The 23362-nt window shown below is 49.7% G+C and carries 23 protein-coding genes and 1 CRISPR repeat array; of the genes, 11 read left to right on the forward strand and 12 right to left on the reverse strand.

Annotation, left to right across the window (positions count from 1 at the left end; all coding sequences use genetic code 11):
• The 4 genes from ACYVJG_RS03475 to csm6 all read right to left on the reverse strand — a co-directional run bounded on the left by ACYVJG_RS03475 (position 1) and on the right by csm6 (position 5634).
• Positions 1 to 1143: a type III-B CRISPR module-associated Cmr3 family protein gene (locus tag ACYVJG_RS03475; protein ID WP_460429872.1), complete on the reverse strand. Its 1143-nt coding sequence runs from the start codon at positions 1141 to 1143 to the stop codon at positions 1 to 3.
• Positions 1143 to 3218, reverse strand: a complete 2076-nt coding sequence (cas10, locus tag ACYVJG_RS03480; protein WP_460429804.1) for a type III-B CRISPR-associated protein Cas10/Cmr2 — start codon at positions 3216 to 3218, stop codon at positions 1143 to 1145. Before cas10 ends, ACYVJG_RS03475 begins: the two co-directional genes overlap by 1 nt.
• Positions 3211 to 4401, reverse strand: coding sequence for a type III-B CRISPR module RAMP protein Cmr1 (gene cmr1, locus ACYVJG_RS03485; RefSeq protein ID WP_460429805.1), 1191 nt, complete (start codon positions 4399 to 4401; stop codon positions 3211 to 3213). Before cmr1 ends, cas10 begins: the two co-directional genes overlap by 8 nt.
• Positions 4402 to 4470: 69 nt before the next feature.
• A complete protein-coding gene (gene csm6 / locus ACYVJG_RS03490) occupies positions 4471 to 5634 on the reverse strand; it encodes a CRISPR-associated ring nuclease Csm6 (protein WP_460429806.1) in 1164 nt (387 codons plus the stop codon).
• Between the two features lie 523 nt (positions 5635 to 6157).
• On the opposite strand from csm6, the gene ACYVJG_RS03495 reads away from it, so the two are divergent.
• The 6 genes from ACYVJG_RS03495 (at position 6158) to ACYVJG_RS03520 (ending at position 13452) form a co-directional block, all read left to right on the forward strand.
• On the forward strand, positions 6158 to 6541 hold the full coding sequence (locus ACYVJG_RS03495; protein ID WP_460429807.1) for a hypothetical protein: 384 nt from the start codon (positions 6158 to 6160) through the stop codon (positions 6539 to 6541).
• A 113-nt stretch (positions 6542 to 6654) separates the two neighbouring features.
• Complete coding sequence (locus tag ACYVJG_RS03500) at positions 6655 to 7818, forward strand: Card1-like endonuclease domain-containing protein (RefSeq protein ID WP_460429808.1); 1164 nt, start codon at positions 6655 to 6657, stop codon at positions 7816 to 7818.
• A 102-nt stretch (positions 7819 to 7920) separates the two neighbouring features.
• Positions 7921 to 8955 (forward strand): DUF932 domain-containing protein, encoded by a 1035-nt coding sequence (locus ACYVJG_RS03505; RefSeq protein ID WP_460429809.1) that lies wholly within the window; start codon positions 7921 to 7923, stop codon positions 8953 to 8955.
• A gap of 80 nt (positions 8956 to 9035) precedes the next feature.
• The gene (gene csx16 / locus ACYVJG_RS03510; protein ID WP_460429810.1) at positions 9036 to 9338 is read left to right on the forward strand and encodes a CRISPR-associated protein Csx16; all 303 of its coding nucleotides are present in this window, start codon (positions 9036 to 9038) and stop codon (positions 9336 to 9338) included.
• 81 nt (positions 9339 to 9419) lie between these two features.
• A complete protein-coding gene (locus ACYVJG_RS03515; RefSeq protein ID WP_460429811.1) occupies positions 9420 to 10625 on the forward strand; it encodes a Card1-like endonuclease domain-containing protein in 1206 nt (401 codons plus the stop codon).
• Positions 10626 to 10635: 10 nt separating this feature from the next.
• Positions 10636 to 13452, forward strand: a complete 2817-nt coding sequence (locus ACYVJG_RS03520; RefSeq protein WP_460429812.1) for a hypothetical protein — start codon at positions 10636 to 10638, stop codon at positions 13450 to 13452.
• 125 nt (positions 13453 to 13577) lie between these two features.
• On the opposite strand, the gene ACYVJG_RS03525 is transcribed toward ACYVJG_RS03520, so the two are convergent.
• From ACYVJG_RS03525 to ACYVJG_RS03560, 8 genes are all read right to left on the reverse strand, one after another.
• Complete coding sequence (locus tag ACYVJG_RS03525) at positions 13578 to 14213, reverse strand: C-terminal helicase domain-containing protein (protein ID WP_460429813.1); 636 nt, start codon at positions 14211 to 14213, stop codon at positions 13578 to 13580.
• A 33-nt stretch (positions 14214 to 14246) separates the two neighbouring features.
• A complete protein-coding gene (locus ACYVJG_RS03530) occupies positions 14247 to 15395 on the reverse strand; it encodes an RNA-guided endonuclease InsQ/TnpB family protein (protein ID WP_460429814.1) in 1149 nt (382 codons plus the stop codon).
• Between the two features lie 3 nt (positions 15396 to 15398).
• The gene (gene tnpA, locus ACYVJG_RS03535; protein WP_460429815.1) at positions 15399 to 15812 is read right to left on the reverse strand and encodes an IS200/IS605 family transposase; all 414 of its coding nucleotides are present in this window, start codon (positions 15810 to 15812) and stop codon (positions 15399 to 15401) included.
• A gap of 56 nt (positions 15813 to 15868) precedes the next feature.
• The gene (locus ACYVJG_RS03540; RefSeq protein WP_460429816.1) at positions 15869 to 16759 is read right to left on the reverse strand and encodes a hypothetical protein; all 891 of its coding nucleotides are present in this window, start codon (positions 16757 to 16759) and stop codon (positions 15869 to 15871) included.
• Entirely contained in the window at positions 16668 to 17378 is a 711-nt protein-coding gene (locus ACYVJG_RS03545; RefSeq protein ID WP_460429817.1) for a hypothetical protein, read from the reverse strand. The genes ACYVJG_RS03540 and ACYVJG_RS03545 overlap by 92 nt, the downstream gene beginning before the upstream one ends.
• Positions 17378 to 17635, reverse strand: coding sequence for a hypothetical protein (locus ACYVJG_RS03550; RefSeq protein WP_460429818.1), 258 nt, complete (start codon positions 17633 to 17635; stop codon positions 17378 to 17380). Before ACYVJG_RS03550 ends, ACYVJG_RS03545 begins: the two co-directional genes overlap by 1 nt.
• Before the next feature lie 428 nt (positions 17636 to 18063).
• Positions 18064 to 18849 (reverse strand): hypothetical protein, encoded by a 786-nt coding sequence (locus ACYVJG_RS03555; protein WP_460429819.1) that lies wholly within the window; start codon positions 18847 to 18849, stop codon positions 18064 to 18066.
• A 69-nt stretch (positions 18850 to 18918) separates the two neighbouring features.
• Complete coding sequence (locus tag ACYVJG_RS03560; protein ID WP_460429820.1) at positions 18919 to 19176, reverse strand: hypothetical protein; 258 nt, start codon at positions 19174 to 19176, stop codon at positions 18919 to 18921.
• Positions 19177 to 19253: 77 nt separating this feature from the next.
• Positions 19254 to 19707: a CRISPR direct-repeat array (repeat unit 36 nt; unit sequence GTCTTAATCCCTTTAACAACAGGGCTGAATTACTAC).
• Between the two features lie 240 nt (positions 19708 to 19947).
• On the opposite strand from ACYVJG_RS03560, the gene ACYVJG_RS03565 reads away from it, so the two are divergent.
• The 5 genes from ACYVJG_RS03565 to ACYVJG_RS03585 all read left to right on the forward strand — a co-directional run bounded on the left by ACYVJG_RS03565 (position 19948) and on the right by ACYVJG_RS03585 (position 23310).
• Positions 19948 to 20181 (forward strand): hypothetical protein, encoded by a 234-nt coding sequence (locus ACYVJG_RS03565; protein WP_460429821.1) that lies wholly within the window; start codon positions 19948 to 19950, stop codon positions 20179 to 20181.
• A 124-nt stretch (positions 20182 to 20305) separates the two neighbouring features.
• Positions 20306 to 21379 carry a ParB/RepB/Spo0J family partition protein gene (locus tag ACYVJG_RS03570; protein WP_460429822.1) on the forward strand — a complete coding sequence of 358 codons (1074 nt, stop codon included), beginning with the start codon at positions 20306 to 20308 and terminating at the stop codon, positions 21377 to 21379.
• A gap of 17 nt (positions 21380 to 21396) precedes the next feature.
• Entirely contained in the window at positions 21397 to 22335 is a 939-nt protein-coding gene (locus tag ACYVJG_RS03575) for a DMT family transporter (RefSeq protein WP_460429823.1), read from the forward strand.
• A 9-nt stretch (positions 22336 to 22344) separates the two neighbouring features.
• Positions 22345 to 22524: a hypothetical protein gene (locus ACYVJG_RS03580; protein ID WP_460429824.1), complete on the forward strand. Its 180-nt coding sequence runs from the start codon at positions 22345 to 22347 to the stop codon at positions 22522 to 22524.
• A gap of 48 nt (positions 22525 to 22572) precedes the next feature.
• The gene (locus ACYVJG_RS03585; protein ID WP_460429825.1) at positions 22573 to 23310 is read left to right on the forward strand and encodes a sporulation protein; all 738 of its coding nucleotides are present in this window, start codon (positions 22573 to 22575) and stop codon (positions 23308 to 23310) included.
• Positions 23311 to 23362 lie beyond the last annotated feature (52 nt).

Here is a 23362-nt window from a genome sequence, read left to right on the forward strand (position 1 = left end):
TTACCAATAGCCCACGGCCAATTCACCACGGCCCAGTTCTTGTTGTTGTCCAATTTGTTGGCCTTGCAGCTTCTTCAGCGCCACATCAAGGTCCAAACTGTTCTGGACCACTTCGCAGAAGTAGCAACTGCCCGCCGGTGCACAACTGATGACTTCGCGCGGGCGGTGTTTGGCCATGTCCCAGCCGCCTTCACGAGTCGGCTTACCCACCACCGCAGAAATCAGGCGCAAAACCACACCATTAACCGTACCTACCCAAGTCAGCGAGCCCCGTTCATCGGTCTGCGCCTCAAAGCCATCGGGCAACCAACCGTTTTCAAACAAAGCCGGTGTCAGTAACACCAACATCAAGCGTTTGCTGCCTTTTGCTTTTGGCAATGGCGGTAACTTGAGATCAGTTGACGATAGTTCCCAAGTAGCAATGCGGCCTTCTGCGCCCAAGCGCACGGCACCACGGGTTGGCAACTCGACATCCAATCCCGTCACGCCCATGGCAATTTCCAGTTCTGCCGCCGCCAAAGGCCGCAGGTGGCAGGTTTGGTAAAGCTGACCGGTTTTCACCACATTAGCTTCATTGTCACGGCCAATGCCCAAGCGCGGCTCTCGAACGATCAGTTCATCGAGTTTGCGAATCTGGTCGGCATGAATGGGTTTTTTCTCTAAAAAGGCCATCAAACCTTTTTGCGTAACAAATGCACCTTCTAACGGTTTTGCACCCGCGAGGTCTGCCTTCTCTTTGACTGGCAAACGTACCTTGCCCAAGTCACATTCGACGGGATTTTCAGACGGAGTCAGGCGGGTTTGTTCGGGGTCTTTGCCTTCGACGGACGAGGCTTGCAAACAAGCCAATGGCACCGGAAACAAACGCTCTTGTTGAGAAAACACAAAAGGCCCACGGAAAGACAAAGGCGCGAAATCGTCCGGCGTGCCTATGATTTTTCGGGTCGGGTTTTCGGGGTTGTGGGTGTAATCATGCCAATCGGTATTGCGATGCTCACCAATAGCTGAACGAATCGCGCCAATCAGGGTTCTGGGTGGGGGCGGAAACACACTTCCCAACTGGCTGCCGCCGATGGATTCCATGGGGCGCGATTCACGAAAGAACAACGTGTCAACGGCGGAGAATTTCCATTGTTGAGTCATCACGCATCCACTCCTTTTTGGGCAAAAAATCGAACCAACAACGCGGCATCAGGTTTTAACAAGGGACTTTTAGGCCACGTTTCATGATCATCTTTTTCTTTGTCTTTATCTTTGTCTCGCGTCACCATCCGGCATTGCGTCAACAAACGGGTGATAAATTCTCTTGCACCTTCAAGGGACACATTGCGGTTGTCAGCGCTGTTTTTGAAATCCACCGCGAGCAAATCAATGGCTTCTTGTTCATCCAAAACCGCTGGTCCATACTGGCCGTTTTTGTCTTTGCGCGGATTGAGCAAAACAAAACGCTCGTCGATTTTGAAGAAGAATTTGTTGGAGAAATTGACAACACTTCCCCCGACTTTTGCCGGGTTTTTAAAATCGTCGACCAAGCCTTCCAAAATCAAATCGTTTTGGGCGGCATCCAGCGCGATTTTCCAAGGCTGTGCCCATTCCAAGACCACCCCGCCGGTTTTCCAGACTCTGACCGCCACGGCATCACGTCCAGCCCCGTCTTTGGCCACGTCGTCAAGCAGATGGTGCGCGTCACCCAACACAATACCCAATGGGGTTTTGACGTGAACATACTGAATCGCTGCCGAAATCGAAGCGGGGATTTTGTCTTCGTCTTTCATTTCCTTGAACGCTTCTTGGAACGAAGCCAAATAATGCCGCCGCACTTCTGCCGCGCAACGCAAAGCGTCTTCCATCGGCAACAGCGCCAACACATCATCACCACCGGCGTAAATCAAAAAGCCGTTGTGGTTTTCGACAATCGCAGGCACGCCGCCGGTGAAGTCGTTTAAAGCAGTGGAAATGGGCTTCTGATTCGCTTCCTTGCTCATGTGGCTGCCCAGCGAATCGCCATCCATCAGCAAAATCGCGTAGAACGGTGACAGAGGCTCTTGAAATTCTGGATGATTGTTCTGAATCTCGCACACTTTGCGTTGCAGCTTCTCAATAGAAATTTTTAGCTTTTCTAGCGCAAGTTTCTTTTTTTGCTCATCAGCTAAATCGTTTGAATTGAGATACAAGCTGGCTTTTTCTTGCACGTGTTCAAAGAACATATTGGCGTCCAGCGACAGAAACTCGCGGAGGTTGTCTAACGCCTCACCCGTTTTACCCTCGCGCTGCCTCACCAAACATTGGATACGGGTGTCCCATTCATCCCGCGCAGGATTGACTTCTTTGGCGAGGGTGAGCAATTCGGCCAATTCGGATGGGGAAACACACTCGACCAATTTTTCCAGCCAATGCACGGCGGCCATGTAACTCACCGACGGCATGCCAACGGCCAATTTCCAGCCTTTGAGTTTCAAACCACTAGGCAATGTGGCGCTGAAAGTGTCGAAATAACGCGCAAAACGCCGTTTGACGTAGGCAAGAGCACACAAATGTTCGTCTTCGGCCAAGTCGGTTTGCATGCCGCTGCGTTTTAGTCCACGCACTTGTGTCCAAAAACGTTTGAGTTCAGTGTCTTTTTTCTTGGAAGACAATCCCGGTGTCAGACTGCCGGACAGTTCTTGCCAGCCGTCCATCATCATGCACTTCACACCGCCTTCGGCTTGCGGATAGTGAGAACGCCAATTTTTGCGTTGATCGAGCAGCGAACTTGCCTCTTTATCGGTCGTTTTAACCCAACTGATCTCCCAGAAATTGTGGTTCTGACGATCCCAAATTTGGCGAGTGATTTCGCTGGATATTTGACCGAGTTCGTCTTTTTTCCAAACGTGTTCAGCCAAGGCGATCCATGCAGCGCGGACGGTTTGTTCCAACAATTTGCCGTCAAATTCTTTTGGTACCTCTGCGCTGATGGCTTTGAAACGGTTGGGAATGCCGCCTTGTCGGGGGGCATCTGCGTCGCAACCGTCGGCTTGGCCTTGAATCCAATCCAAATAATTGTCAGCAGGCAACGGAAAGTTGATTATCCCGCCTTGGCGTTGAATTTCAGCCATGGCCACACCAGACAACCAAGACAGCAGGAACGAACCCGCCCAAAAGTCACGCGTGCGGCGCGCTTGCGCCACAAAGCCTTGAACGGGGCCGATCGTAAAATGGAAATAAGAAGAATCAGCCATAGATCTTGTCCTGAGTGAAGGATGGGCGCTTGAGATAATTTGTTAATACTGACCAATCAACATCTGCCGGAACATCAACAGGATGCCAAAGTGCCTCAGATGTAATTTGAATACTTGCATCAGTGGGTAGAAACAAAGCAGGCAACAAGGCGTGAACCGCCAAAAACTGCTCATCGGCCAATTTGTGAATGTGCAAGATCAACGGGCTGGAACGGCGGGCGTCTTTGCGTTGAGGGGCGTAATTGACGAAGGCTGTAGCTTCATTCGAAAAACGATAGTTGTGTGGCAGTCCAAACACCACGCGTCTAGGGGCTTTTTGAATGCGATGGCCGTTGGTGGCATTCATGATCAAATCGTGATCATCAGCAAAATTACGTTCAGCTTGTTGATTCAAAACACGGTTATTTCTTCCATAACTGCGATACAACATTTGCTGTTTACCCACGATGCTGAGTAAATGCATAGGAGATTTGTCTTTGACTGACACCCAAATTTCGCTTTTCTGTGAAAAAGCGGTGAACGGAGGCAAAGTGTTGGCCTGTTCAGTTTCCGGGCCGAGTAAAGTCTGTATCGCTTTTTTGTATTCTTCTTGGGTTTTGGGAACCGTGCGGGTTTCTTTGCCTTCCCAACCGATCAAAGACACCGATCCCATGCCGTGGCGGGCGCGGCTACCCAACGCACCCAATAAACCGAAGGCGTAAAGCGCATCGGCCACCGATTTTCGGTCACTGGCAGAGGTTTTTGGACGGAATAACAACTCGACAGAAAAACACCCCATTGCTTCAAGTGCATTTCGCAACGTATGGTTTCCGTCCTTAAACGAACCCAGCCCCATTCCTAACAAATAGAGCTGTGCACCACTCATGTCTTTGCCAAAAGGCTGTTCTGCCACTTTGGTTTCATCTTTGGCAACCGTCAGCAAAAACACCCCTTGGCCACCAGCATTATCTGCAGCCGTAGCGCCAAACAATCGCGCTTCTTCTTTGTGCATGGCTTGTAACGCAGCCACTTCGTTTTGGTTGGCTTGTTTCAAAAAGCCTGACCAATTCAGCGCCCGCCACCAAAAGCGCAGTGCACCTTTGAGACTCGGGGGACGAATGGATGATGCTTTTTGATCGGCATCACCTAAAAACATCGGTGTCACAATACAAAAACGAGCTTTTAACATCTGGCTAGGCAACATTGATACCCCCTTAAGCCTTCAAAAAATTGAATAGCACAATTAATCAAGCAAATTTAGTCATCGACAGATTTATTTTTTCTTGTCTTTTTTACTGACATTCACCAAATGAATATTTTCTGGCAAAATATCAATAAAAGTTTTATTACCGTCTTTTTTCAGCAAATACCGATCTGCCAACATCCCTAACTTATCATTAAGCTCTTTTTTGATTTTTGTTTTCTTATCATCAAAAAATGGCACACCTTCATTGCCTTTTTCTTCAAGGTTTTTAAGCAAAGCTTTGTATTTTTTTTGATGCTGTGCAGCCAAGATTCGACCATTACCGCCATATTGATCAGGGTTAAATGAAAAGCCTTTTGGGTTATCAATAAAATCACATACCATCGCAAATTCTTGCTCGGTAATATCCAACAAGACCATCCCACCTTGTTTTTTGGTTTTGTACGCAATCAACGAATACAAAGCCAGTGGTGCAGGTGACATCTTGACTTCAATGCCATGACAAGTCAGGGTTTTTTCCTGCATATTGATTTCTATTGTTGGCGCACTGAATTGCCTATTCATGATTTGCACCAAGTCGGAGAAACTCGCCGGGGTATTTTTATAGCTGCTGGGCAAAACATGGCCAAGGTGCAAAATCGGAATCTCGGCCAACATCACTTCAGCCTTGCTGGTATCCAATGGTTTTTTGTTACGGTCGTAGATCACCGTTGGGGTTTTGGGCGGATAGTAAAAATCAGGATTACCTTCAAAACCCTCGGTAACCAAAACATGGGATAAACGGTCTTGAACACGACCATATAAAGACATGGCATAACCCAATAAGAACCCCATTGTTTTACGACCACCGGCAATCGAGGCATGAATTTCGGTTTCATTATCGCGGGTAAACTCAAACACTTTTTTCGCGATTTCATCGGCGACATGGGCGCTGTCATCTAGGTTATGGATATCAGACAGCTCTTTACCGTCGTGAGTAAAGGTGTGGAGACATTCGCTATCAAAGCGGATTTGGTGCCCTTGTGGCAGGTATTCTTCGCAAAAGCGTTGGAAAATGGCGCGGCTTGGATGTAATAACTCAACTTTGGCACGCTCGCAGCCGTCTTTAGTGCTCAACAGATGAATTTCATCGGGAATCCACGGGGTGTCGCGGGTAACCAATGCATAGAGGGTTTCGGTAACGATTTGTGGGGACATGCCAGAAACAGCCAACAGAATTTTGCGTTTGTTCATGAGGAAAAACCTTTCAGATTGGGTAGCACAGACAGTGGCATTTGGGTCAACTAAGGGTTTGATGTTGCGTTTAGGTTTGTGACAACACGCTTATCTCCGTTGGTTTGTGGCAATGAGCGAAAGATAGAGGAAAAGCTCTGGATTGCGTCGATTGACAAGCTTGTCGTCATGACAAAAAAATCTTCGCCAGCCAATTAAAATTATTTAAAATAAATTGTTTTGCATTTTTTGCATAGTCTATTTAGATAGTGAGTGGGTGATTCAAGCACAAAATGGCTGCGGATGTCATTAAAATCGGCCAAAAAATTTTTTAAGCGAAGGCTAGACAAGGGAAAAAGCTTCGGGCACGATTCGAGAAGGGCTTGAGAAAGCCATTTCGAATAAACAAGTGCATTGTTATGCGATTTATGGTGTAAAAACCGCATAAACCAACAAAGTATTTTGTCATGCAAAAATCTGGGTTCGAGCCCTCCCTGACAGTCATAGAGGGCTAATACCCAACGACCCACAACAGGCAAAAACCATGTCCAAAACATCCAAAGCCTACAAAGCCCTATCAGCCAAAGTCTTAGCCCGCAACTACGTCGCAGAAGCCGTGAATGCCGCTGAGATCATCGCCAAAACCCTACGTAATACCCTCAACCAAGACATCCATCTCCTGCGTTTTTACTCATCCGATGTCTATTCCATTTGTAGCGAAGCCGACCCGAACTTCGAACACTTTGAACTTGATTTAGACTTCCTTACTGCACTTAACGCAGAATTAGCCGATCTTGGCTACTCCGTCGTAATCGAAACCAACGACGAAGAAAACGAACCTATTGAAATCAACGACGATGAATACTATGACGAAATCGGCTTCCTCGTTTTAAAAGACGATGCCGTTGTTGAACTTACCGATCTCTAAACCCTACCGGCGCACAACAGTGCGCCACCCCAAAAAAGCAACAAGCTTGTCAATTCACCTCACCTAACGAAAAATTTCACAATGGCTTCCAGTCACTCACCAAGGAAGCCGCCATGCAAACCCAAGTCCTGCTTGTTTCAGAACAAACCCTGCCCAACCTGATCCCTGCTCTGATGGACAACGTCAAACACGTTTGTATCGTCTGCAGCCAAGCCATGTCACAAAAAGGCCGCGTTCTCAAAGCCCTATTTGAAGACTTCGGTATCACCGTCGAACAACTCGATGAGGCCCCAACTCACGATGTCCAACACATCACCCACTACGCCAACCAACTGTTGGACGTATTACAAGAAGCCATGCCCAATTGCCGGCCGACTCTCAACGCCACCGGCGGCAACAAACTGATGTCATTTGGCTTTATCGATGCCTTCCGTCAACGCGGCCTGCCAGTAATCTATGCGGATACCGCGAACTACAGCATCGAAACCCTGCCACAACTCAACGGCCACATTGAACCGATCAAAAAAATGATCGACGTCTTAAAAGTGCGCGACTACCTCAACGCACAAGGCCTCGGCTATCAAAACAGCGACAGCCAATCGGCATTGTGGGATGCGCGCCGTTTGGGACGTGAAACGGTGGCTGGCTTTTTAGCGAAAAATGCTGACCAGCTCTCACGCTTTTTCTCCATCCTCAACGGCATGGCGAGCTCGGCACTCAACCAAACTCACAATTTGGTGGCTCCACAACAGCTATTTGACCGGAAAAAACCCAAGCCAAGCGGCTTATGGGCCGAGGCGCTGCGGCTGTGCCAAACCTATCAGTTACTTGAATGGGATGGTGCTTATGATGTGCGCTTTCAAAGCGCAGACGCAGCGATTTTCTTAAATGGACAATGGTTAGAAGAATATGCCTACCAAGCGGCCTTAGAAGCAGGTGTTTTTGATGTGGAATGTGGCGTCAAAGTCCAACCGACAGCCAACATCGAAAACGAATTTGATGTTTTGGTATGCGATGGCAACCAGCTGTTGTTTATAGAATGCAAAACGGCGCGTTTCCAAGACAACCAAAACGACAATCAACTGGCGTACAAACTCGATAGCCTCAGCAAACAGGCGCGTGGATTGTTTGGCAAAACATGGTTGTTATCGGCACAAGCGCCGTCCGACATCTTGCGAGAACGCGCAAAAAGCAACCGCATTGAGATTGTCGGTCCAGAGGCCTTGCCCTATTTATCCGATCTTATCCAACGCTGGCGTCCAAGCCAAAAAGGCTAAGCCTCTTTACCTGCCCTCGCTAAATGATCATCCCGCTAGGCGGGGGCAGCTTTTTCTGATGTAGATCGACCACACACCCTTTTGTCCCTTTTGGAGAAAACTATGGCACACATGATCGACCAAACCACAGGTAAAGCTGCGATGGCTTATGTTGGCGACACCCCTTGGCATGGCTTAGGGCAACGATTACGCCCGGGTGCCAATATCCACACATGGCAACAAGCCGCCGGCTTGAATTATGAAGTGCTGCATGCAACGGTGGAATATACACCGGAAAACGGGACGTCTTCATCTCAATCTTCGTTGTGCCAAGGGCCTCTTGAGTTTGCCGACCGTCAGGTGTTATACCGCAGCGATACCCATGCCGCGTTGTCAGTGGTATCAAAAAGCTACAAAGTGGTGCAACCGTCTGAGGTATTACATTTCTTTGACGATCTGGCAAAAATCGGCGGCTTTGAATTGGAAACGGCGGGGGCGTTATCCGATGGTAAACGCATCTGGGGTCTAGCCAAGGTCAACGACGGCGCACCGATTGTCGGTCAAGATTTGGTGCGACCCTATCTGCTATTAGCCACATCTTATGATGGGCAAATGGCCACTATTGCCAAATTCACCGCTATTCGAGTGGTGTGCCACAATACATTAACGATGGCAGTGAATCTATCCGACGTGGAGAGTCGTCCAAACCACTTGGGTGTGTCGTCAACAGTGCGCATTCCACACAATCAAACTTTCCATCCAGAACGAATCCGCGAGAAACTCGGTGTGGTAAACAATATTTGGTATAAATGGCTTAAAAACACGCGACAACTGGCCGAGCGCGAAATGAACGAGAAGCAGGCCTATGCGTTTCTCACACAGCTGCTCAACCCCAAAATAGATTCACCAAAAACAGAAAAAGAAATTTCGCAGTTGATGAACCTGTTTAATGAGAACTTGATCGGGTCGGATCTCACGGGTGGCCACAATCGGTGGCGGATGCTCAATGTCATCACCGAACATGTTGACCACAATCGCGGCCGCAATACCGACACTCGCTTAAAAAGTGCTTGGTTTGGTGCAGGTGAGAAGCTGAAAAACCGTGCTTATGAAATGTTGATGAGTCATGAAGAATTTGAAAACGAATTAACCGAGTAATCACAGGTTTTGCCGCCCTCGTGCTTTCATCCCGCACCACGGGGGTGGTCTTTTTCAAAGACAACATCGAAAGGACAATGATGGCAATTTGGTTAGTGACTCGTCATCAAGGGGCATTTGAGTGGTTGCAACAACAAGGCATTGTCGCCGACCACATCGTCAGTCATCTTGAGGTAACAGCGTTGGCAACGGGAGACAGTGTGATTGGTATTTTACCGTTTCACCTTGCTGCCTATGTCTGTGAACGAGGCGGACGGTTTTGGAGTTTAGATGTCGTGGTGCCAGCGGAATGGCGCGGACACGAACTCAGTGCCGATCAGCTCACCGCGCTCGGCGCCTGTCTCACCGAATATCGGGTGCAAAAAATTGTGGCCAAGACGTGAATAGATCATGCCTTTGCCATACCCGAATGGCAAGACCTTTGTTAGAATCGGCAGTCTTTTTCCCATGTTGAGGGTACCTCGATGTCAAATCAGCCAAAAACTGCCTATGTCTGTTTGATTTCCGAACACAATATCGCCGAACTTGAATCGTGCCTCTATCATCAACCCAGCGATATTGTGTTGGTAGTCACCACCAGCATGGACAAACATGCCAACCATTTTCACCGAGTTATTCAAGAAAAACTGCCCAATAGCCAGATCCATCGCCCCTACGATGCCAATTTTCCCCTTCAAGGTGACAACGTCGCCAATACCAAAACATGGATTGCCGACGTACTCACCCCAACGCTCAATCACCTTCAAGCTGCACGTTATGGTCTTAATCTAACCGGCGGTACCAAATTGCTCGCCCTTGGCATTGCACAATCAAGAGAATGGGATTGGATTGATTACAAGAGCTTTGGCAAAAAAGATATCGGGATTTTTTATCAATCCCCTACGGCCAACCCTGCCTTACCAGACACCATCCCTGCCCCAATAGTGCAAATTGCTGATGCCGCACGTTTGTATGTCGAAGACTATCTGCCCTCGACAGAAAAGTGGGCTGCTGTTGACCTTGCCCACCGCCAACACTTAGCCCAAAAGATATGGTACGCGCTCGAAGGTGAACAACACGCCTCTGATCCGGTATTAGCAACCTTATTCAAATACTTTTCCCAACAGTGGCACGGGACAGCGTTTACTGACACACTGCCCGTTGATGATCCCGCTCTTGCCGAGTGGGTAAAAGCATTTGACGCGCTATTACCCGGCTCTATTGCCCTAGACAATGATGGGCGGCTGTTTTTAAGCAAGTCTGGTAAAAGTAGAGCGTGGCAAAAATGGATTTCGGGAGGCTGGTTAGAAGAATTGGCCTATGGTTGGCTGATTGAAGAGGGCATGAACGATACGCAAATTGCGCTGAATGTCACCAATCACCGCAACAGTGAACAAGGGCGCGAGGTCGATATTATCGGATTGTTAAATGGACAGCTCTTTATTGTTGAAGCCAAAGCAGACAAGCAGCCAGAACAACCCAACGGCCAATTGGTACAACAGCTATTAAGCATTGATGTCTATGGCAAATCGAAGAAAATTCTATTATTGGGACCAGAAGCACGGCGCACGATGCAGCGCAAAGGCGAACAGCAACGAAGCTGGCAAGATTTTGAAGCACGTTGCCAAGCTAGCTTTGTTAAGTTGGCCTGTTCTCGTCCAGAACTGATTAAGTCTGTATTTAATAGATAGAAAGATCACCATGAGTGCAGTGTTACACCTTCCCAACTGTCCAATAGACAAATTGCCCAGTGCCTTAGCAGAGGGCTACCGCCTACCGTGGGACGAGGCCATGAGCCATCCCATTACCGTCCGTCAACAGTTTCAACACTTGGCACAACAACAACCTTTCAAATGGATTTTAGGTACAAGCGACACCCCCGCCTTAGCATGGATCAACGCCCTGTCTCATTTTCCGAATGCACAAGTGTTGTGCTATGCCGCACCAGAGTGGGTGAATCCACAAACCGGCGAGGTCTTTAACGAATCACCAACCACACCGCCGCCGCTAGATGAAGACGAATCAGACCTAGCCCCACCCGTTGTCACACCAGTACCAACAGAAGCCGTGTTTTCACCCACCACCGCACCGCAGGACATCACACCGCCGGTGGCAGTTGAACGCACGGCAGCGGTCGAAGTCGAGCACACCGCAGAAACTCCTCCCACCGACACGCCATCTGCTGTTGCCACTGTCGATAGCATCACAGCCACGCCATCTGGCAGCCATAAAACCCTCAGTAATAAACAGCTGATTTTCGAAATTTTTAAACGCACCTCGTGGGATCCTAACAACAGTGGTGAGGTATTAGCCTTAGAACGTGAGTTGAAACAACGTAGCAACCCGCTGTTGTTGGAAAAATTAGCCAAAGCAAAAAAAGATGGCCGGACGGCACATTTATTAGGGCAACAAATTGTTGCCAAAATTGAGGCAGGGGAAAGCCAAGAAAAAATCTCGATTTGGCTCGATAAGGTACAACCGCATACCTCGCGAATTCGGCATAGTGTTGAAATTGTGCGAGATAAACACCTCGATTTCCTCAATAAAAAATCACAGCAAAACAAGAGTTATCACAGCACACTGACGCCCGTTACCCTAACACAAGGCGTCCACCCGAACGCCATCGCCTATCTTGCACCAACAGCAAGCTGGGAAATTTTGATTGACGAAACCGGCGACCAATTCGACCGCCAACAACTGAATTCAAATGGTCGCGAGGGCAAATTGGTTGCGTTGGCAATTCCAGCCAACCAGAAAAAACACCTGCCCGCGCTTTCATCGTGGCACGCGGTGGATAAAAGCAGCACCGAGATCGACCGTGTGTTAGGGGTGTTATTACATGCCAAAGTTGGTATTTTCGGTTTTACCATTCAAGACCGTGATGCTGGTGATAATGATTGGCTCAGCCATGTATTGAAATTAGCGACATGGACGCTCTACCAGCTTCCGCTGACCGGCCAGCCACAGGTCAAAATTTTGATTGAACAACGTGGCGGTGATAGCGACAGCGCAACATTACACACTGTAGAACGCCTGTTGTTGCAACAATTAAAAACCCTCGATGCCGAACGCTTTCAACATCTAGGCCTTGAGCTGGCATTTATTGATAAAAATGGCCATCCGCATAACGGCTATGTTGATGCTGTCGCTCACACTTGGGGCAGCCGCGCAGGTGATAGCTGCGACCGCCTGAAAAAATCGCGCCTTGAGGGCCATTGCTTATTGCGGCCTTGTGATGAAGATAGTATCGAACGTCTTTATCTGGCCATCAGCCGCGACCACGATCTCAGCCCAGAAGAATGGTATGGAATGGTCAATGCAGTCAGCGAACTTCCTCCCTCATCGTTGTTGCATGCTGTGTTAGAAAAAGTTGGTGGTGTTTTACAACAAGACCATGAATGTACGTTATGGCCGCGCTATTTCGAGGTTGTCAAACAACAGCTGCGACAAAAAAACTATCACCCAAAACAGCTGCAACTTGCGCTGTCTTGGCTACAACGCTACGCCCCCAGCAACCATCATTTCCCCCCTTTGTTGAAACTGCATTTGGGGTCGGCGATGTTGGCGGCAGACAACCATACCGGTCATGTCAAACCCGAGCATTTAGGCCAGATGTGCGATTTGGCGATGTCGTTGTATGAAGAAGATGCCCGAGAATCATGCGAAGTGATTTTGCGAGTGGTGGTACAAACCACCAATGCGTTTCAATTTACCGTAACCGACAGCATTATCAAACATTGGCTGGAAAAGCCGGTGGCGGCGATTGGACTGAGCAATCATGGCAAACTCTATTCCACCCTCGGCCAGCTAGAGGCTTTTCAAGGCCATACGGCACCGGCCTTGCAATACTTCGACCGTGCCCTTGCTACATTTGACAAGCTCAGCGACCAAAAACAACAACAGCGTGAAAAACAACAAACCATGCTCTATCGCTTGGTTGCTGAGATGGATCAGGTTGATTTAGATATTGAGGCCTATCTATCGCGTCTGACGCATTATCTTGAGCGTGTTTTGCATAAGCAGGGGTTAGAACAAGTAGCCCGATCCCTCGCTGCCTCAAAACAAGAACAGCGGTTTATTCATTATCTGTTCTTGCGTGCGTGTTGGATGTTCCCTGTTGAGATGCAATCGGCGAGTGCTGAATATCTGAAATTGCAACCTCAATGGCAATGTGGTGACGACCATCCTTGGATGTTGATTCAAGCCTATCGCGGTTATTTAACCTTGCGTCAAGGCGATGCACATAACCGGTATTTTGACGAGGCGATTGAGATGTGTCGCGAGCAAGACGGTGTTACGTTGCGTTGGATGGGTGAGGTGTTGGCGTTGTGGTATGGCACATTGAATGGTCGTTATGGTGCCGAGGTTGATGCACAGACGATGACCACGTTGGCACACCAGCTGGCCGATGCGCCGCATGGTGTGTTTAAGGAATGGAAAAACACAGCACATCATATTCACAATCCAGAGCCGATTGTGAGTTATTTGCAAAGATGCTTGCCGTTTAATTTCCATTAACGCAACAGCAGCAATCTGTTTTAACCCAAGCCAACCTTGATGTTTAAAAATTAGGATTTGGCTTGGGTTATTTTTTTGTAGGGCCTAGACAGGGGAACAGGCATCGGGCGTGATGCGTGGCAGGATCAAACCCGAGGCAGGCGCGCCAACAACTGCGCCAAAATATTCTCGTTTTTCTCATCTTGATAACCAGCCACAAAGTCAGCCGAACCAAAAATATACAAATGCGCCCGTGCCCGTGAACAGGCAACATTCAAACGCTTTTTATCCAACAAAAACTGCAACGACCCCGACGAGCGCACAATTGAATAGCACACCACATCGGCCTCACTGCCCTGAAAACTGTCCACCGTATTCACTTTTAACCGCAAATGTCCCCACACCATCCCCTGTTGCACATCAAGCATCGCCCCACGTTGCCGCAACACCTTACGCACAAAATCAACTTGTGCCCGATAGGGCGTAATCACCGCGACATCAAGCGATGTCGTGGTGTTGTGGCGCAGGCGATCTATAAAATCCACGATGGCCCTTGCCTCATCTTCATTTTTCAAGCTTTGGCCCTGACTGCCGCGTTGATGACGGCCTTTGACATCAACCCAGCCCATCGCCTTCGGCAACACCGCCACCGGCAGCGGACGCACACCATTGAACAACCGCCGTTGTCCCTGATCGGTATAAAACAACTCCGCTACCAAATCGCCAATTTCTGGCGTCATCCGATATTGCTCAGTCAACGTCGCCCGACACCCTTCTGGCAAAGCGTAAATAACCCGCGACTGAAGTCGCAGGCTTTATTGTGAAGCGCAGACATGGTTACCCCTATCGACACTCCCAACATCAGGCGTATTTACAGCCGCCCTTGGCGAGACGGCGGTCTCGCCAATGCGGGCAAGGTTCCGACTTGCATTCAAGTCGCTGTGCGCCCGCAGACCACAGTGAGGGCACTCGAAACGGTGTTTCGAGCGCTTCCCCAATCCTCCACAACACGAGCAGGTCTGGCTGGTGTAGGCCGGGTTGACGTACTCGACCGCGATGCCTGCTGCCTTGGCCTTGTATTCGACGAAGGTTTGCAACTGCCGCCACGCCCAGCGGTGCAGGCGGCCACGCATGCGTTTGCCCGCTTTGATACGGGAGCGAATGTGCGTCAGGTCTTCCATCGTAATCTTGGCGACACCGGTTTGGATCGCCGCCTGAACAATGGCCTTGCTCGTTTGGTGGTTGATGTGCTTCACACGCCGCGCCTCCTTGCCGGAGACCTGCCGGAGCTTTTGTCTCGCGCTCTGGCTGCCGTTGGACTGAAGACGACGGCGCAGGGCAAGGTAACGGTCGCGCTTGTCGCGCAGATGCTCGCCGCCGAAGACCTTGCCCAAGCTATGGGCAGCGAGGTTGTTTTCTCCGACATCCACACCCAGCACAGGGCCGGATGCCACGGGCTCTACGTCGCCCTGCTCGACGACGAGGTTGAAAAACCATTGCCCGTTGCGCAAGACCAGCTCCGCCTCCTTCGGCTGGCCGGATTCGAGGATGTGGCGCTGGTGTTCGCCGAGACGCAACGGCACGGTGATACGCCCATCGAGGGTATAGAGCGAGACGGTCTTGCCTTTGAGGGTGTAGGTGCGTTTGTCGAAGTGGACACTGGCGCGGTTGAAGCGGATGTCGGGGATGGGGGCGTCCTTCCTGATGCGCCCGAGTTCTTTTTGTGCCTTATACGCCTTGCAGACCGAGAAGATGGCGTTGCAGCACATCTGACTGCCCAGCGGTGTCGCTTCGCGCAACATCGTATAGGTGCGCTGGTGCAGACCGACGCGGTTGTAGAGACGGTGCTCGCGTACGATGGGAACAAGACGGTTGCAGGCGTCCGCATAGGCCACTTGAAGTGCTGCAAGACGGCCCACGTGTTCTGCCGTCGTATCAAGCCGAATCGACGCCGTGCGCATCATCGCTTATCGCCTCTTGGTGACATGCTCGCAACGCTCAATGTAGCGGCGGATGGTCTCGGTGCTGACGTTGCCCGCCGTGCCGACGTAGTACGACGGCGACCACAGGTGTCCGCCCCACAGCCGTTTCTTCAGCGCCGGGAACTGCTGGAACAGACGGCGAGCCGTGACGCCCTTGAGCACCTTGACGGCATCGGCTACGGCAATGGCAGGCGGGATGCTCAGAAACAGGTGGATATGATCCGGTTGAATCTCCTTGGAAATCACCGGCCAACTCCGTTCCGCACAAATCACATCCAGCATCGCCCCTGTTTCCTCCGCCACCGCTCCAATCAGTACGTCGCGCCGATACTTCGGGCACCAGATCACATGGTACGCCGTTTGATAGACGCAATTACGTTTCGTGACAACATCAATCATGCGTCACAGTTTACACCACATGGTGCGCTTCGCGCACCCGCAATTCCTCCCCTGACTCAAGTCAGGGGTTTCCTTGCGGAGATTCTATGAATCACTTGTTTTTGTGTCTCGGTAAGATCTAGGTTAAACCATGACAACCCCTGTGCCACCCGTTGTTGCCATTCGGGATGCGATTGTGGATAGTAAAATTGTGGTGTCAGTAACAATTCTTTTAACACCGGTTCAACCAATTTATCAGCTTGGAAATCAGCCAAGGCTTGTTGTTGGCGTTTTAAAGCCGCATCGCGGGTTTCCAAACTCAGGGAATAGCTATGTTGGGCCCGTTGTAGTTGTATTTTAGGATAGCCGCGTTGTGGCGAAAACTGGAGGCGTAGTTCGGTAGTTGACGACACGTCAACCTTTACTTCTTTACAAACCGGCAACCAATCAGGCACATCCGCCGCCGCCGTCCACACGGATAATTTTAAGATGGGGCGTTCATTGGCTTCGAAAGCACCACACCATGCCTCGTGTGCCACGCGTGACAAAATGATTTCCCAAACATCGTTTTGGGTTTTATCTGCGATGGGCAGCGCATCAAATGTGATGGATTGGAAACAGCTTTCTTGTTTTTGACAGTCCAATACCGCCTGCCAGCGTTGTATAAAAGCGTGTTGTTCCACCCGCAATGCCTCGCGTTGTGGGTTGATATGCGACATCATCACAAAAGAAATCAGTGGTTCAACCATGTCTGGTTTATGCAATAGCGGCTCATCAGCCAACAGGCTATCGACCACTTGCAGCGCAAAGGGCAATTCGATGCCGCTGGCGCTGATAGCGACTTTCTCGCAGCACAAGGCATGTAACATGCCGCGCTCAGTGTCGATACTGGCGGTGATGGCAATTTGACTGTTTTGTAGGCGACAAGTGATATCGCTTTGTGCTGGTTGAACAACGCTTTCGTCCATTGGCATCAAACACCAAGGCGTAAGACACGTCAAACCACCAATCGGTATTGGATTTTTCTTGTGCAAAAAAGGGCTGGGTTTCTGGCCATAGATTTTGGCGCAGGTCGGAAAACACATCGACATGACCATTTTTTACTTTGCTCAGTTGATCGGTCACCTTCTGTGGAGAAACAGATACGTTTGGCATCACCACTGCATTTTTTGGGCACGCGGAGAGCCACGGCTTGGCAACGGTAGCCGGCATCATCAATCGTTCGGTTTGTGTACCGGCGAGGGCATCAACCCAGACTGTTTTTTTGTTGTGGTAGAGGTTTTCTTGTATGGCAAAGGCCAGCCGATGGCCGAGGGGGGAGAGGGTGTGGGTGGCGGTGAGTAATCGGAATTGGGATAAGCGGCTGATGATTTTGTCGGTTTGCCGAGGGGATAAGCCGATTCTTTCGCCGATTTGAATGGGGGAAAGGGGGAAAGTACGCAGCGCGCACAGCATAAATTGTGCGATTGAGCCGATGTTATCCAAAACATGATGTGAAAGTTGGATATGAAACGGGAGGAAGGGCACAGCAACACGCAAGCGGTTGGTGTGAACCATGTTTGGTAGGGCAACGATAGGTTTGGTCATCACAATACCCCTTCTGTCTCAAATGGAACGCCGGCGACAAGGCAATCGTTTTCGGGGTCGAGGAGGGTGATGGAGATGTGGTCTTCGGTGGGGTGGAGGTGTTCAAGTACGCTGTCGATGCAATCGCTCAGCAATGCCTGATGGCCGTCGTACAGGTATAGCGCCGTTTGCATTGGTTTTGCATACGGTTTGAGTGCGTTTTGTACGGTTTGGGCGCGTTCGGGGCAGGCAATGTGATAGGCGATTAGACAGCGCATCGGGGCGTTTCTCCGTGAAAAATAATAAGCACGGAGGATAGCCGGATGGCGGGGGAATGTGTTTTTGACAAGCTTGCTACAGAAAATCCCTTCAACAACAGGGCTGAATTACTACTTCGCCAATGGGCAGAAGAGCGCAATTTCAAAGGTCTTAATCCCTTTAACAACAGGGCTGAATTACTACCCTTCGCTCTAAATTCCCCTTACAAATCAAGGGCTTCTAGAAGGGGTTACCAAGTTTTCAAAGATCGAAAAAGCTGGGCCGTTAATTGCGTTTGTGCTTGCAACAAGACACATCCACCAAATATAGCAACATCATCCAAACAACACAAGAAAAAACTTACACTTTTTAATCTACCTCCAGCCAACGCAATGGCAGCAATGCCCCAACCACACCAGCCGAGGCATGCCGCCCTCAAGACATGAAGTTACCACCCTAAAGGCCATGCCTTATTCAGCGCAAAAGGTACAGTCTGGTTTTTTCCGATGTGCAAATAGACATGACAATTAATTTTGGTTGATTTCAAAATCAAACCAATTTTTTCTTGCACAGACATTTCTCTCGATGAAAAATTTAATAAATCAAAACCAAAACGGCGTTTTACATAATGAGGAAAACGATGAGAGAACGCATCAAAATGATAACGGCGGTAAAAATGCCACATATCATTTAATAGCTCACGATATTCTTCCTGATCTATCCGCTGGCTAATGCAATGACGTTTCAACGATAAAGCCAAATTTAAAAAATCAAACGGGGGTTGGTTTTCACTAAAGTTTTGTTCTTGTGGCGGTAATGGCCATGTATCAGTGATGAGTACCAAATGTTCACTATTGCTATTTTGCGCCCAATGATAAATCGCACGCACCGCATCTTGAAAATAAAAAAAGTTATTACGCTTTGCCACACCACCCAATTTATTGCATGGAAAACGAGGCAGAGAAACCACCAAAACAGGTTTGTGTGGGCCTAACTGATCAGCAGGAAAGACATTGACCGAAGAAGCGCCCCGAGAAGCACGAGGTTTGATCCGGCATGGCACGCGAGGGGAAAAACCCCCACCTTCACCAAACCCATTATCATTTTCTCGCCGTGTTTCTGTTTCGTTGTGCCAATCCAATAGATCACTCAAACAATCTACCTCAGCCAAAATCGATTGAATCCATTGGTCGACATATTCAGGCAGTGCAGCGGCGCTTGGTTCTCGTTCCATGTTTTATTCCCTCATCCAGATTGTATTAAAAAGGAAGGACTTCTCAACGCATCATTTTTTATCTTTTCATCACAACACCGCCTCTGTCTCAAATGGAACGCCGGCGACAAGGCAGTCGTTTTCGGGGTCGAGGGGGGTGATGGAGATGTGGTCTTCGGTGGGGTGGAGGTGTTCAAGTACGCTGTCGATGCAATCGCTCAGCAATGCCTGATGGCCGTCGTACAGGTATAGCGCCGTTTGCATTGGTTTTGCATACGGTTTGAGTGCGTTTTGTACGGTTTGGGCGCGTTCGGGGCAGGCAATGTGATAGGCGATTAGACAGCGCATCGGCGTTTCTCCGTGAAAAATAATAAGCACGGAGGATAGCCGGATGGCGGGGGAATGTGTTTTTGACAAGCTTGCTACAGAAAATCCCTTTGGCAACAGGGCTGAATTACTACGTTTGCAATTCTGATTATCGGCTCATCTGACTGGAGTCTTAATCCCTTTAACAACAGGGCTGAATTACTACCGAAAACTGGGATCGGGACACAACTCCGAAACGGTCTTAATCCCTTTAACAACAGGGCTGAATTACTACGGATGCAGCGGTTCGAAGATCAAAGTACGCTCGGTCTTAATCCCTTTAACAACAGGGCTGAATTACTACTGAAGCTGGCTACGACCCTAGTAGTCCAACTAAGTCTTAATCCCTTTAACAACAGGGCTGAATTACTACAGCCAGTGGCTCGATCCTTAGAAAGTAATGCTGAGGTCTTAATCCCTTTAACAACAGGGCTGAATTACTACTGCACGTGAAATTAAAGAAGGTGAAAAATTTAAGTCTTAATCCCTTTAACAACAGGGCTGAATTACTACTCTTCGCTCTAAATTCCCCTTGCAAATCAAGGACTTCTAGAGGGGGTTACCAAGTTTTCAAAGATCGAAAAAGCTGGGCTGTTAATTGCGTTTGTGCTTGCAACAAGACACATCCACCAAATATAGCAACATCATCCAAACAACACAAGCACAATCTCCACCCCCAATCACCCACCACTCGCCAAACCCAAACAAATCCACCAAAATCCCCCTTCCACCAACCCAACCCACCACCACACCATGCCCACCCCAAACCTCATCACCCTCGCCGACCAACTTGAACGCCTCACCGAGTTATGCCGTATGATCGAACAACGCAGCAACAAATATGAAGACAACCCACACCCCAATCGCACACTCGGCGGCATTCAGATTTTGGCAAATATCGCCGCCAACCTAGCCGATGAAAGCGCGGCACAGGTACACTTTATGCTGCTGCAACAACACAAACAGCAAAACACACCGTCTGATTGATCGCACACAGCGTGCCGACTTTCCTTGTATTCACACAGGCGGTCAGATTTCATAATAGAAAATGACTATGCCGCGTCCTGTTCTACCGAAGGCATAGCCCTGTTGATGGCATCAGGAGGAAAAATTGAGCGAGCATTCCCCCAAGTCTGGCAAAAAATCCCGCTATCCACGCAAACCACGCGCCCCCCATTCCGCCCCCGCCGCCACGCAAAAACGCAGCACGATGCCGGCGGCGGTGATGAAATGGGTACAACCGCCGCTGCATATTGACGACAACGACCAACACCAGATGTTGGACGTGAATCTCATCACCCCATCGCCTTTTCAACCTTGCTTTCCCACCGAAGACGAAATCCGCCGCTTGGCAGATAGCTTTTCTATCTCCGGCGGACAAGTTACGCCCATCGTGGTGCGGCCACATCCAAGCCGAGCGGGGTTGTATGAATTGATTGCTGGCGAAAGGCGATGGCGTGCCAGTCGTTTATTGGGCTTGCCGAAAATTCGCGCCGTAGTGCGTGAATTAACCGACTATCAAGCCTTGCTCTATGTCCTCACGGACAATCCCTCACATCACAAAATCACCGATATTGAACTGTTTGAGTCACAACAAAAACTCAGCCAAGCCCTCGGCGGAGAACAGCTTTCTTTGCGGCAACAAGAGATGTTATTGGGGCGATCTCGTTCGGGGCTGCATCGCTTACGCTGGTTTAAGCGGCTTAATCCAGACAATCTTGCATGGGCAAAACAACATAAACATGCGCTATCGGCATCGACCATCGACCGCGTGATGGCAAAAATTGGGGAATCGCCGCGCACGGTGGAGTTATTAAACCTCGCCATTGAAACCTTGCGTGGACAACCTTCACTCGATGGTGTCAGTACCGACCCCACCGGCACCGGCACCGCGAAAGAAATCACCTATTCCGCGCTGTTCAAAGCAATTTTGAACCGCAGCGCCAGCCGATTTAAGGAACATCCAGCCTTTTTAGACGGCAATGTGATTGTCTCAAATGGTAAAGTGTCGCTGCGGCGGTTATCGCTCAAAGCCCTATTAGCCCTCAGTCCAGAAGAATTGCACCGCCAATTACACGAAGTGGTGGCACAGGCAAAACAAGTGGCAACACTGTCGCCCGATGATAACCGCCGTGAAATGGAACAAGACGACGAGCTGCCGGATGATATTGGCAATCGGCTCTAACCTTTAACGGACAAACTATGCACGAAAGAAAAACCCTCGATGGCCAAGCCAGCGCCATCATGACCTTGCTATGCGTCATCTGGGGCCTGCAACAAGTGGTGCTCAAAGCCGCTGCCAATGATATTACGCCCCTGCTGCAAATCGCCCTGCGTTCAGGGGTAGCCGCGGCATTGGTGTGGCTGGTGATGCGTTGGCGACAGGAAAAAATGCAATGGGGGAATGGCTATTGGAAAGCAGGCGGCTTGGTTGGGACACTGTTTGCAATTGAATTTTTATTGGTCGGTGAGGGGCTGCGTTTTACCTCTGCATCGCACATGGTGGTGTTGCTTTATACCGCGCCGATTTTTGTTGCCCTCGGTTTGCATTGGAAATTGCCCACCGAGCGGCTCAACCGTTGGCAATGGCTGGGAATTGGCTTAGCTTTTGCTGGCATTGTGTTGACCTTTTTTGGTCGTGGTAACGATCATGCTTATAGTGAAAGTGAACTGAGCCGGATGTTATGGGGCGATATGCTGGGTTTATTGGCTGGTGTCTCGTGGGCAGCAACCACCTTAGTCGTGCGCTTATCGCGGCTGGCCAGTGCCCCCACTTCGCATACCTTGCAATATCAGCTATTAGGGGCATTTGTGCTGTTGGTGCCTGCGGCCATCTTACTGGGCCAAGCGCAGATTCACTTCACCCCACTCGCCATCGGTAGCCTGTTATTTCACTCGGTGATTGTGTCATTTGTCAGCTATCTGGCGTGGTTTTGGCTGTTGAAAAATTATCTTGCCTCGCGCCTCGGGGTGTTTTCTTTTCTGACCCCCTTGTTCGGGATGGTGTTTGGCGTGTGGTTGTTAAATGAACCGTTAGAACGCAATTTCATCATCGGCACCGTCTGTGTGCTGGGTGGGGTGGTGTTGGTCAGTGGGCACAGTTGGTTAAGCAGTGTTTGGCAAGGCATTTGGAAACGATAGGAGGACAGAATGTTACAACAATCTGACGCTTCAGCTGGCGAAGGTTGTGCACAGGCACAGATGGCCTCGTATGCGCGAATCGAAGCCCAACGGCACGCACAAGCACACGGGCGCTGGCAAAAAATCTGCGATTGGTGGCGGCAATGGACTGGAAAAACCACCCCACGCCATCATGTAGCGCGCCAGTAGTTTGCTTGTCTTTTGCAATCCATCTCACCGTTACAGAAAGGGCCCACCATGTTTAAAAAATTGCTTGCCTCGATTGGTGTCGGGGGTGCCAAGGTTGATACCCAGCTAGATAACCCCCGTTTATACCCGGGTGATGTGTTGCGGGGTAAGGTTGTTGTGCAAGGCGGCAAGGCAGCACAGGATATTGAAAAAATCGAATTGGTCTTGATGATCGAAGCCGAGGACGATAGCAATGACGATACGCGCGTCAATTTGCCGCTAGGCAGTCTGCGTGTCAGCCAAGCGTTTACCATCCGTGCCGAAGAACGCCGCGAGTTTCCGTTTGAAATTCAGTTGCCCGCCGATTTGCCTATCAATGGCCTGCCTTATCATGGCCAACCGTTGCCAATTTGGATTCATACCGATTTGGCGATTGATGCCGCTATCGACACCAACGACCGCGATTTCTTAGAAATTCTGCCGCCGGCCCCTGTGAGCACCTTGCTGCAAGCCTTCGATCAATTAGGCTGGGGGATTAGCAGCACCGATGTTGAATTGGGTACAGCGCGAGTCGGTCATGTCAGCAGCACGTTGGGGTGTTATCAAGAAATTGAACTCAGACCACGCGGCGGCAGTTTCCGCATTCAAGAGATTGAATTGACCTTTTTGCCGTATGGCAATGAAACCCATGTGCTGATCGAGGTCGATTCACGCTTTGGCAGTGATTTTTATGCTTCGCTGGTGATGGGGCCAGACTTTGCCCATCGTGATTGGGTGAACGAATTGCGGATGCAGTTGCCGCTGTAACCGAGGGACGGCGCTCTTATCCACCCAAAAAAATTCGCCGTTGTGGTGTTGG

The organism is Aquaspirillum soli (assembly GCF_054781915.1).

Bases quoted from the DNA above. Each gene is read 5' to 3' on its own strand.
- ACYVJG_RS03475 (WP_460429872.1), bottom strand. From the start codon at position 1,143: ATGACTCAACAATGGAAATTCTCCGCCGTTGACACGTTGTTCTTTCGT.
- cas10 (WP_460429804.1), bottom strand. From the start codon at position 3,218: ATGGCTGATTCTTCTTATTTCCATTTTACGATCGGCCCCGTTCAAGGC.
- cmr1 (WP_460429805.1), bottom strand. From the start codon at position 4,401: ATGTTGCCTAGCCAGATGTTAAAAGCTCGTTTTTGTATTGTGACACCG.
- csm6 (WP_460429806.1), bottom strand. From the start codon at position 5,634: ATGAACAAACGCAAAATTCTGTTGGCTGTTTCTGGCATGTCCCCACAA.
- ACYVJG_RS03495 (WP_460429807.1), top strand. From the start codon at position 6,158: ATGTCCAAAACATCCAAAGCCTACAAAGCCCTATCAGCCAAAGTCTTA.
- ACYVJG_RS03500 (WP_460429808.1), top strand. From the start codon at position 6,655: ATGCAAACCCAAGTCCTGCTTGTTTCAGAACAAACCCTGCCCAACCTG.
- ACYVJG_RS03505 (WP_460429809.1), top strand. From the start codon at position 7,921: ATGGCACACATGATCGACCAAACCACAGGTAAAGCTGCGATGGCTTAT.
- csx16 (WP_460429810.1), top strand. From the start codon at position 9,036: ATGGCAATTTGGTTAGTGACTCGTCATCAAGGGGCATTTGAGTGGTTG.
- ACYVJG_RS03515 (WP_460429811.1), top strand. From the start codon at position 9,420: ATGTCAAATCAGCCAAAAACTGCCTATGTCTGTTTGATTTCCGAACAC.
- ACYVJG_RS03520 (WP_460429812.1), top strand. From the start codon at position 10,636: ATGAGTGCAGTGTTACACCTTCCCAACTGTCCAATAGACAAATTGCCC.
- ACYVJG_RS03530 (WP_460429814.1), bottom strand. From the start codon at position 15,395: ATGATGCGCACGGCGTCGATTCGGCTTGATACGACGGCAGAACACGTG.
- tnpA (WP_460429815.1), bottom strand. From the start codon at position 15,812: ATGATTGATGTTGTCACGAAACGTAATTGCGTCTATCAAACGGCGTAC.
- ACYVJG_RS03540 (WP_460429816.1), bottom strand. From the start codon at position 16,759: ATGGACGAAAGCGTTGTTCAACCAGCACAAAGCGATATCACTTGTCGC.
- ACYVJG_RS03545 (WP_460429817.1), bottom strand. From the start codon at position 17,378: ATGACCAAACCTATCGTTGCCCTACCAAACATGGTTCACACCAACCGC.
- ACYVJG_RS03550 (WP_460429818.1), bottom strand. From the start codon at position 17,635: ATGCGCTGTCTAATCGCCTATCACATTGCCTGCCCCGAACGCGCCCAA.
- ACYVJG_RS03555 (WP_460429819.1), bottom strand. From the start codon at position 18,849: ATGGAACGAGAACCAAGCGCCGCTGCACTGCCTGAATATGTCGACCAA.
- ACYVJG_RS03560 (WP_460429820.1), bottom strand. From the start codon at position 19,176: ATGCGCTGTCTAATCGCCTATCACATTGCCTGCCCCGAACGCGCCCAA.
- ACYVJG_RS03565 (WP_460429821.1), top strand. From the start codon at position 19,948: ATGCCCACCCCAAACCTCATCACCCTCGCCGACCAACTTGAACGCCTC.
- ACYVJG_RS03575 (WP_460429823.1), top strand. From the start codon at position 21,397: ATGCACGAAAGAAAAACCCTCGATGGCCAAGCCAGCGCCATCATGACC.
- ACYVJG_RS03580 (WP_460429824.1), top strand. From the start codon at position 22,345: ATGTTACAACAATCTGACGCTTCAGCTGGCGAAGGTTGTGCACAGGCA.
- ACYVJG_RS03585 (WP_460429825.1), top strand. From the start codon at position 22,573: ATGTTTAAAAAATTGCTTGCCTCGATTGGTGTCGGGGGTGCCAAGGTT.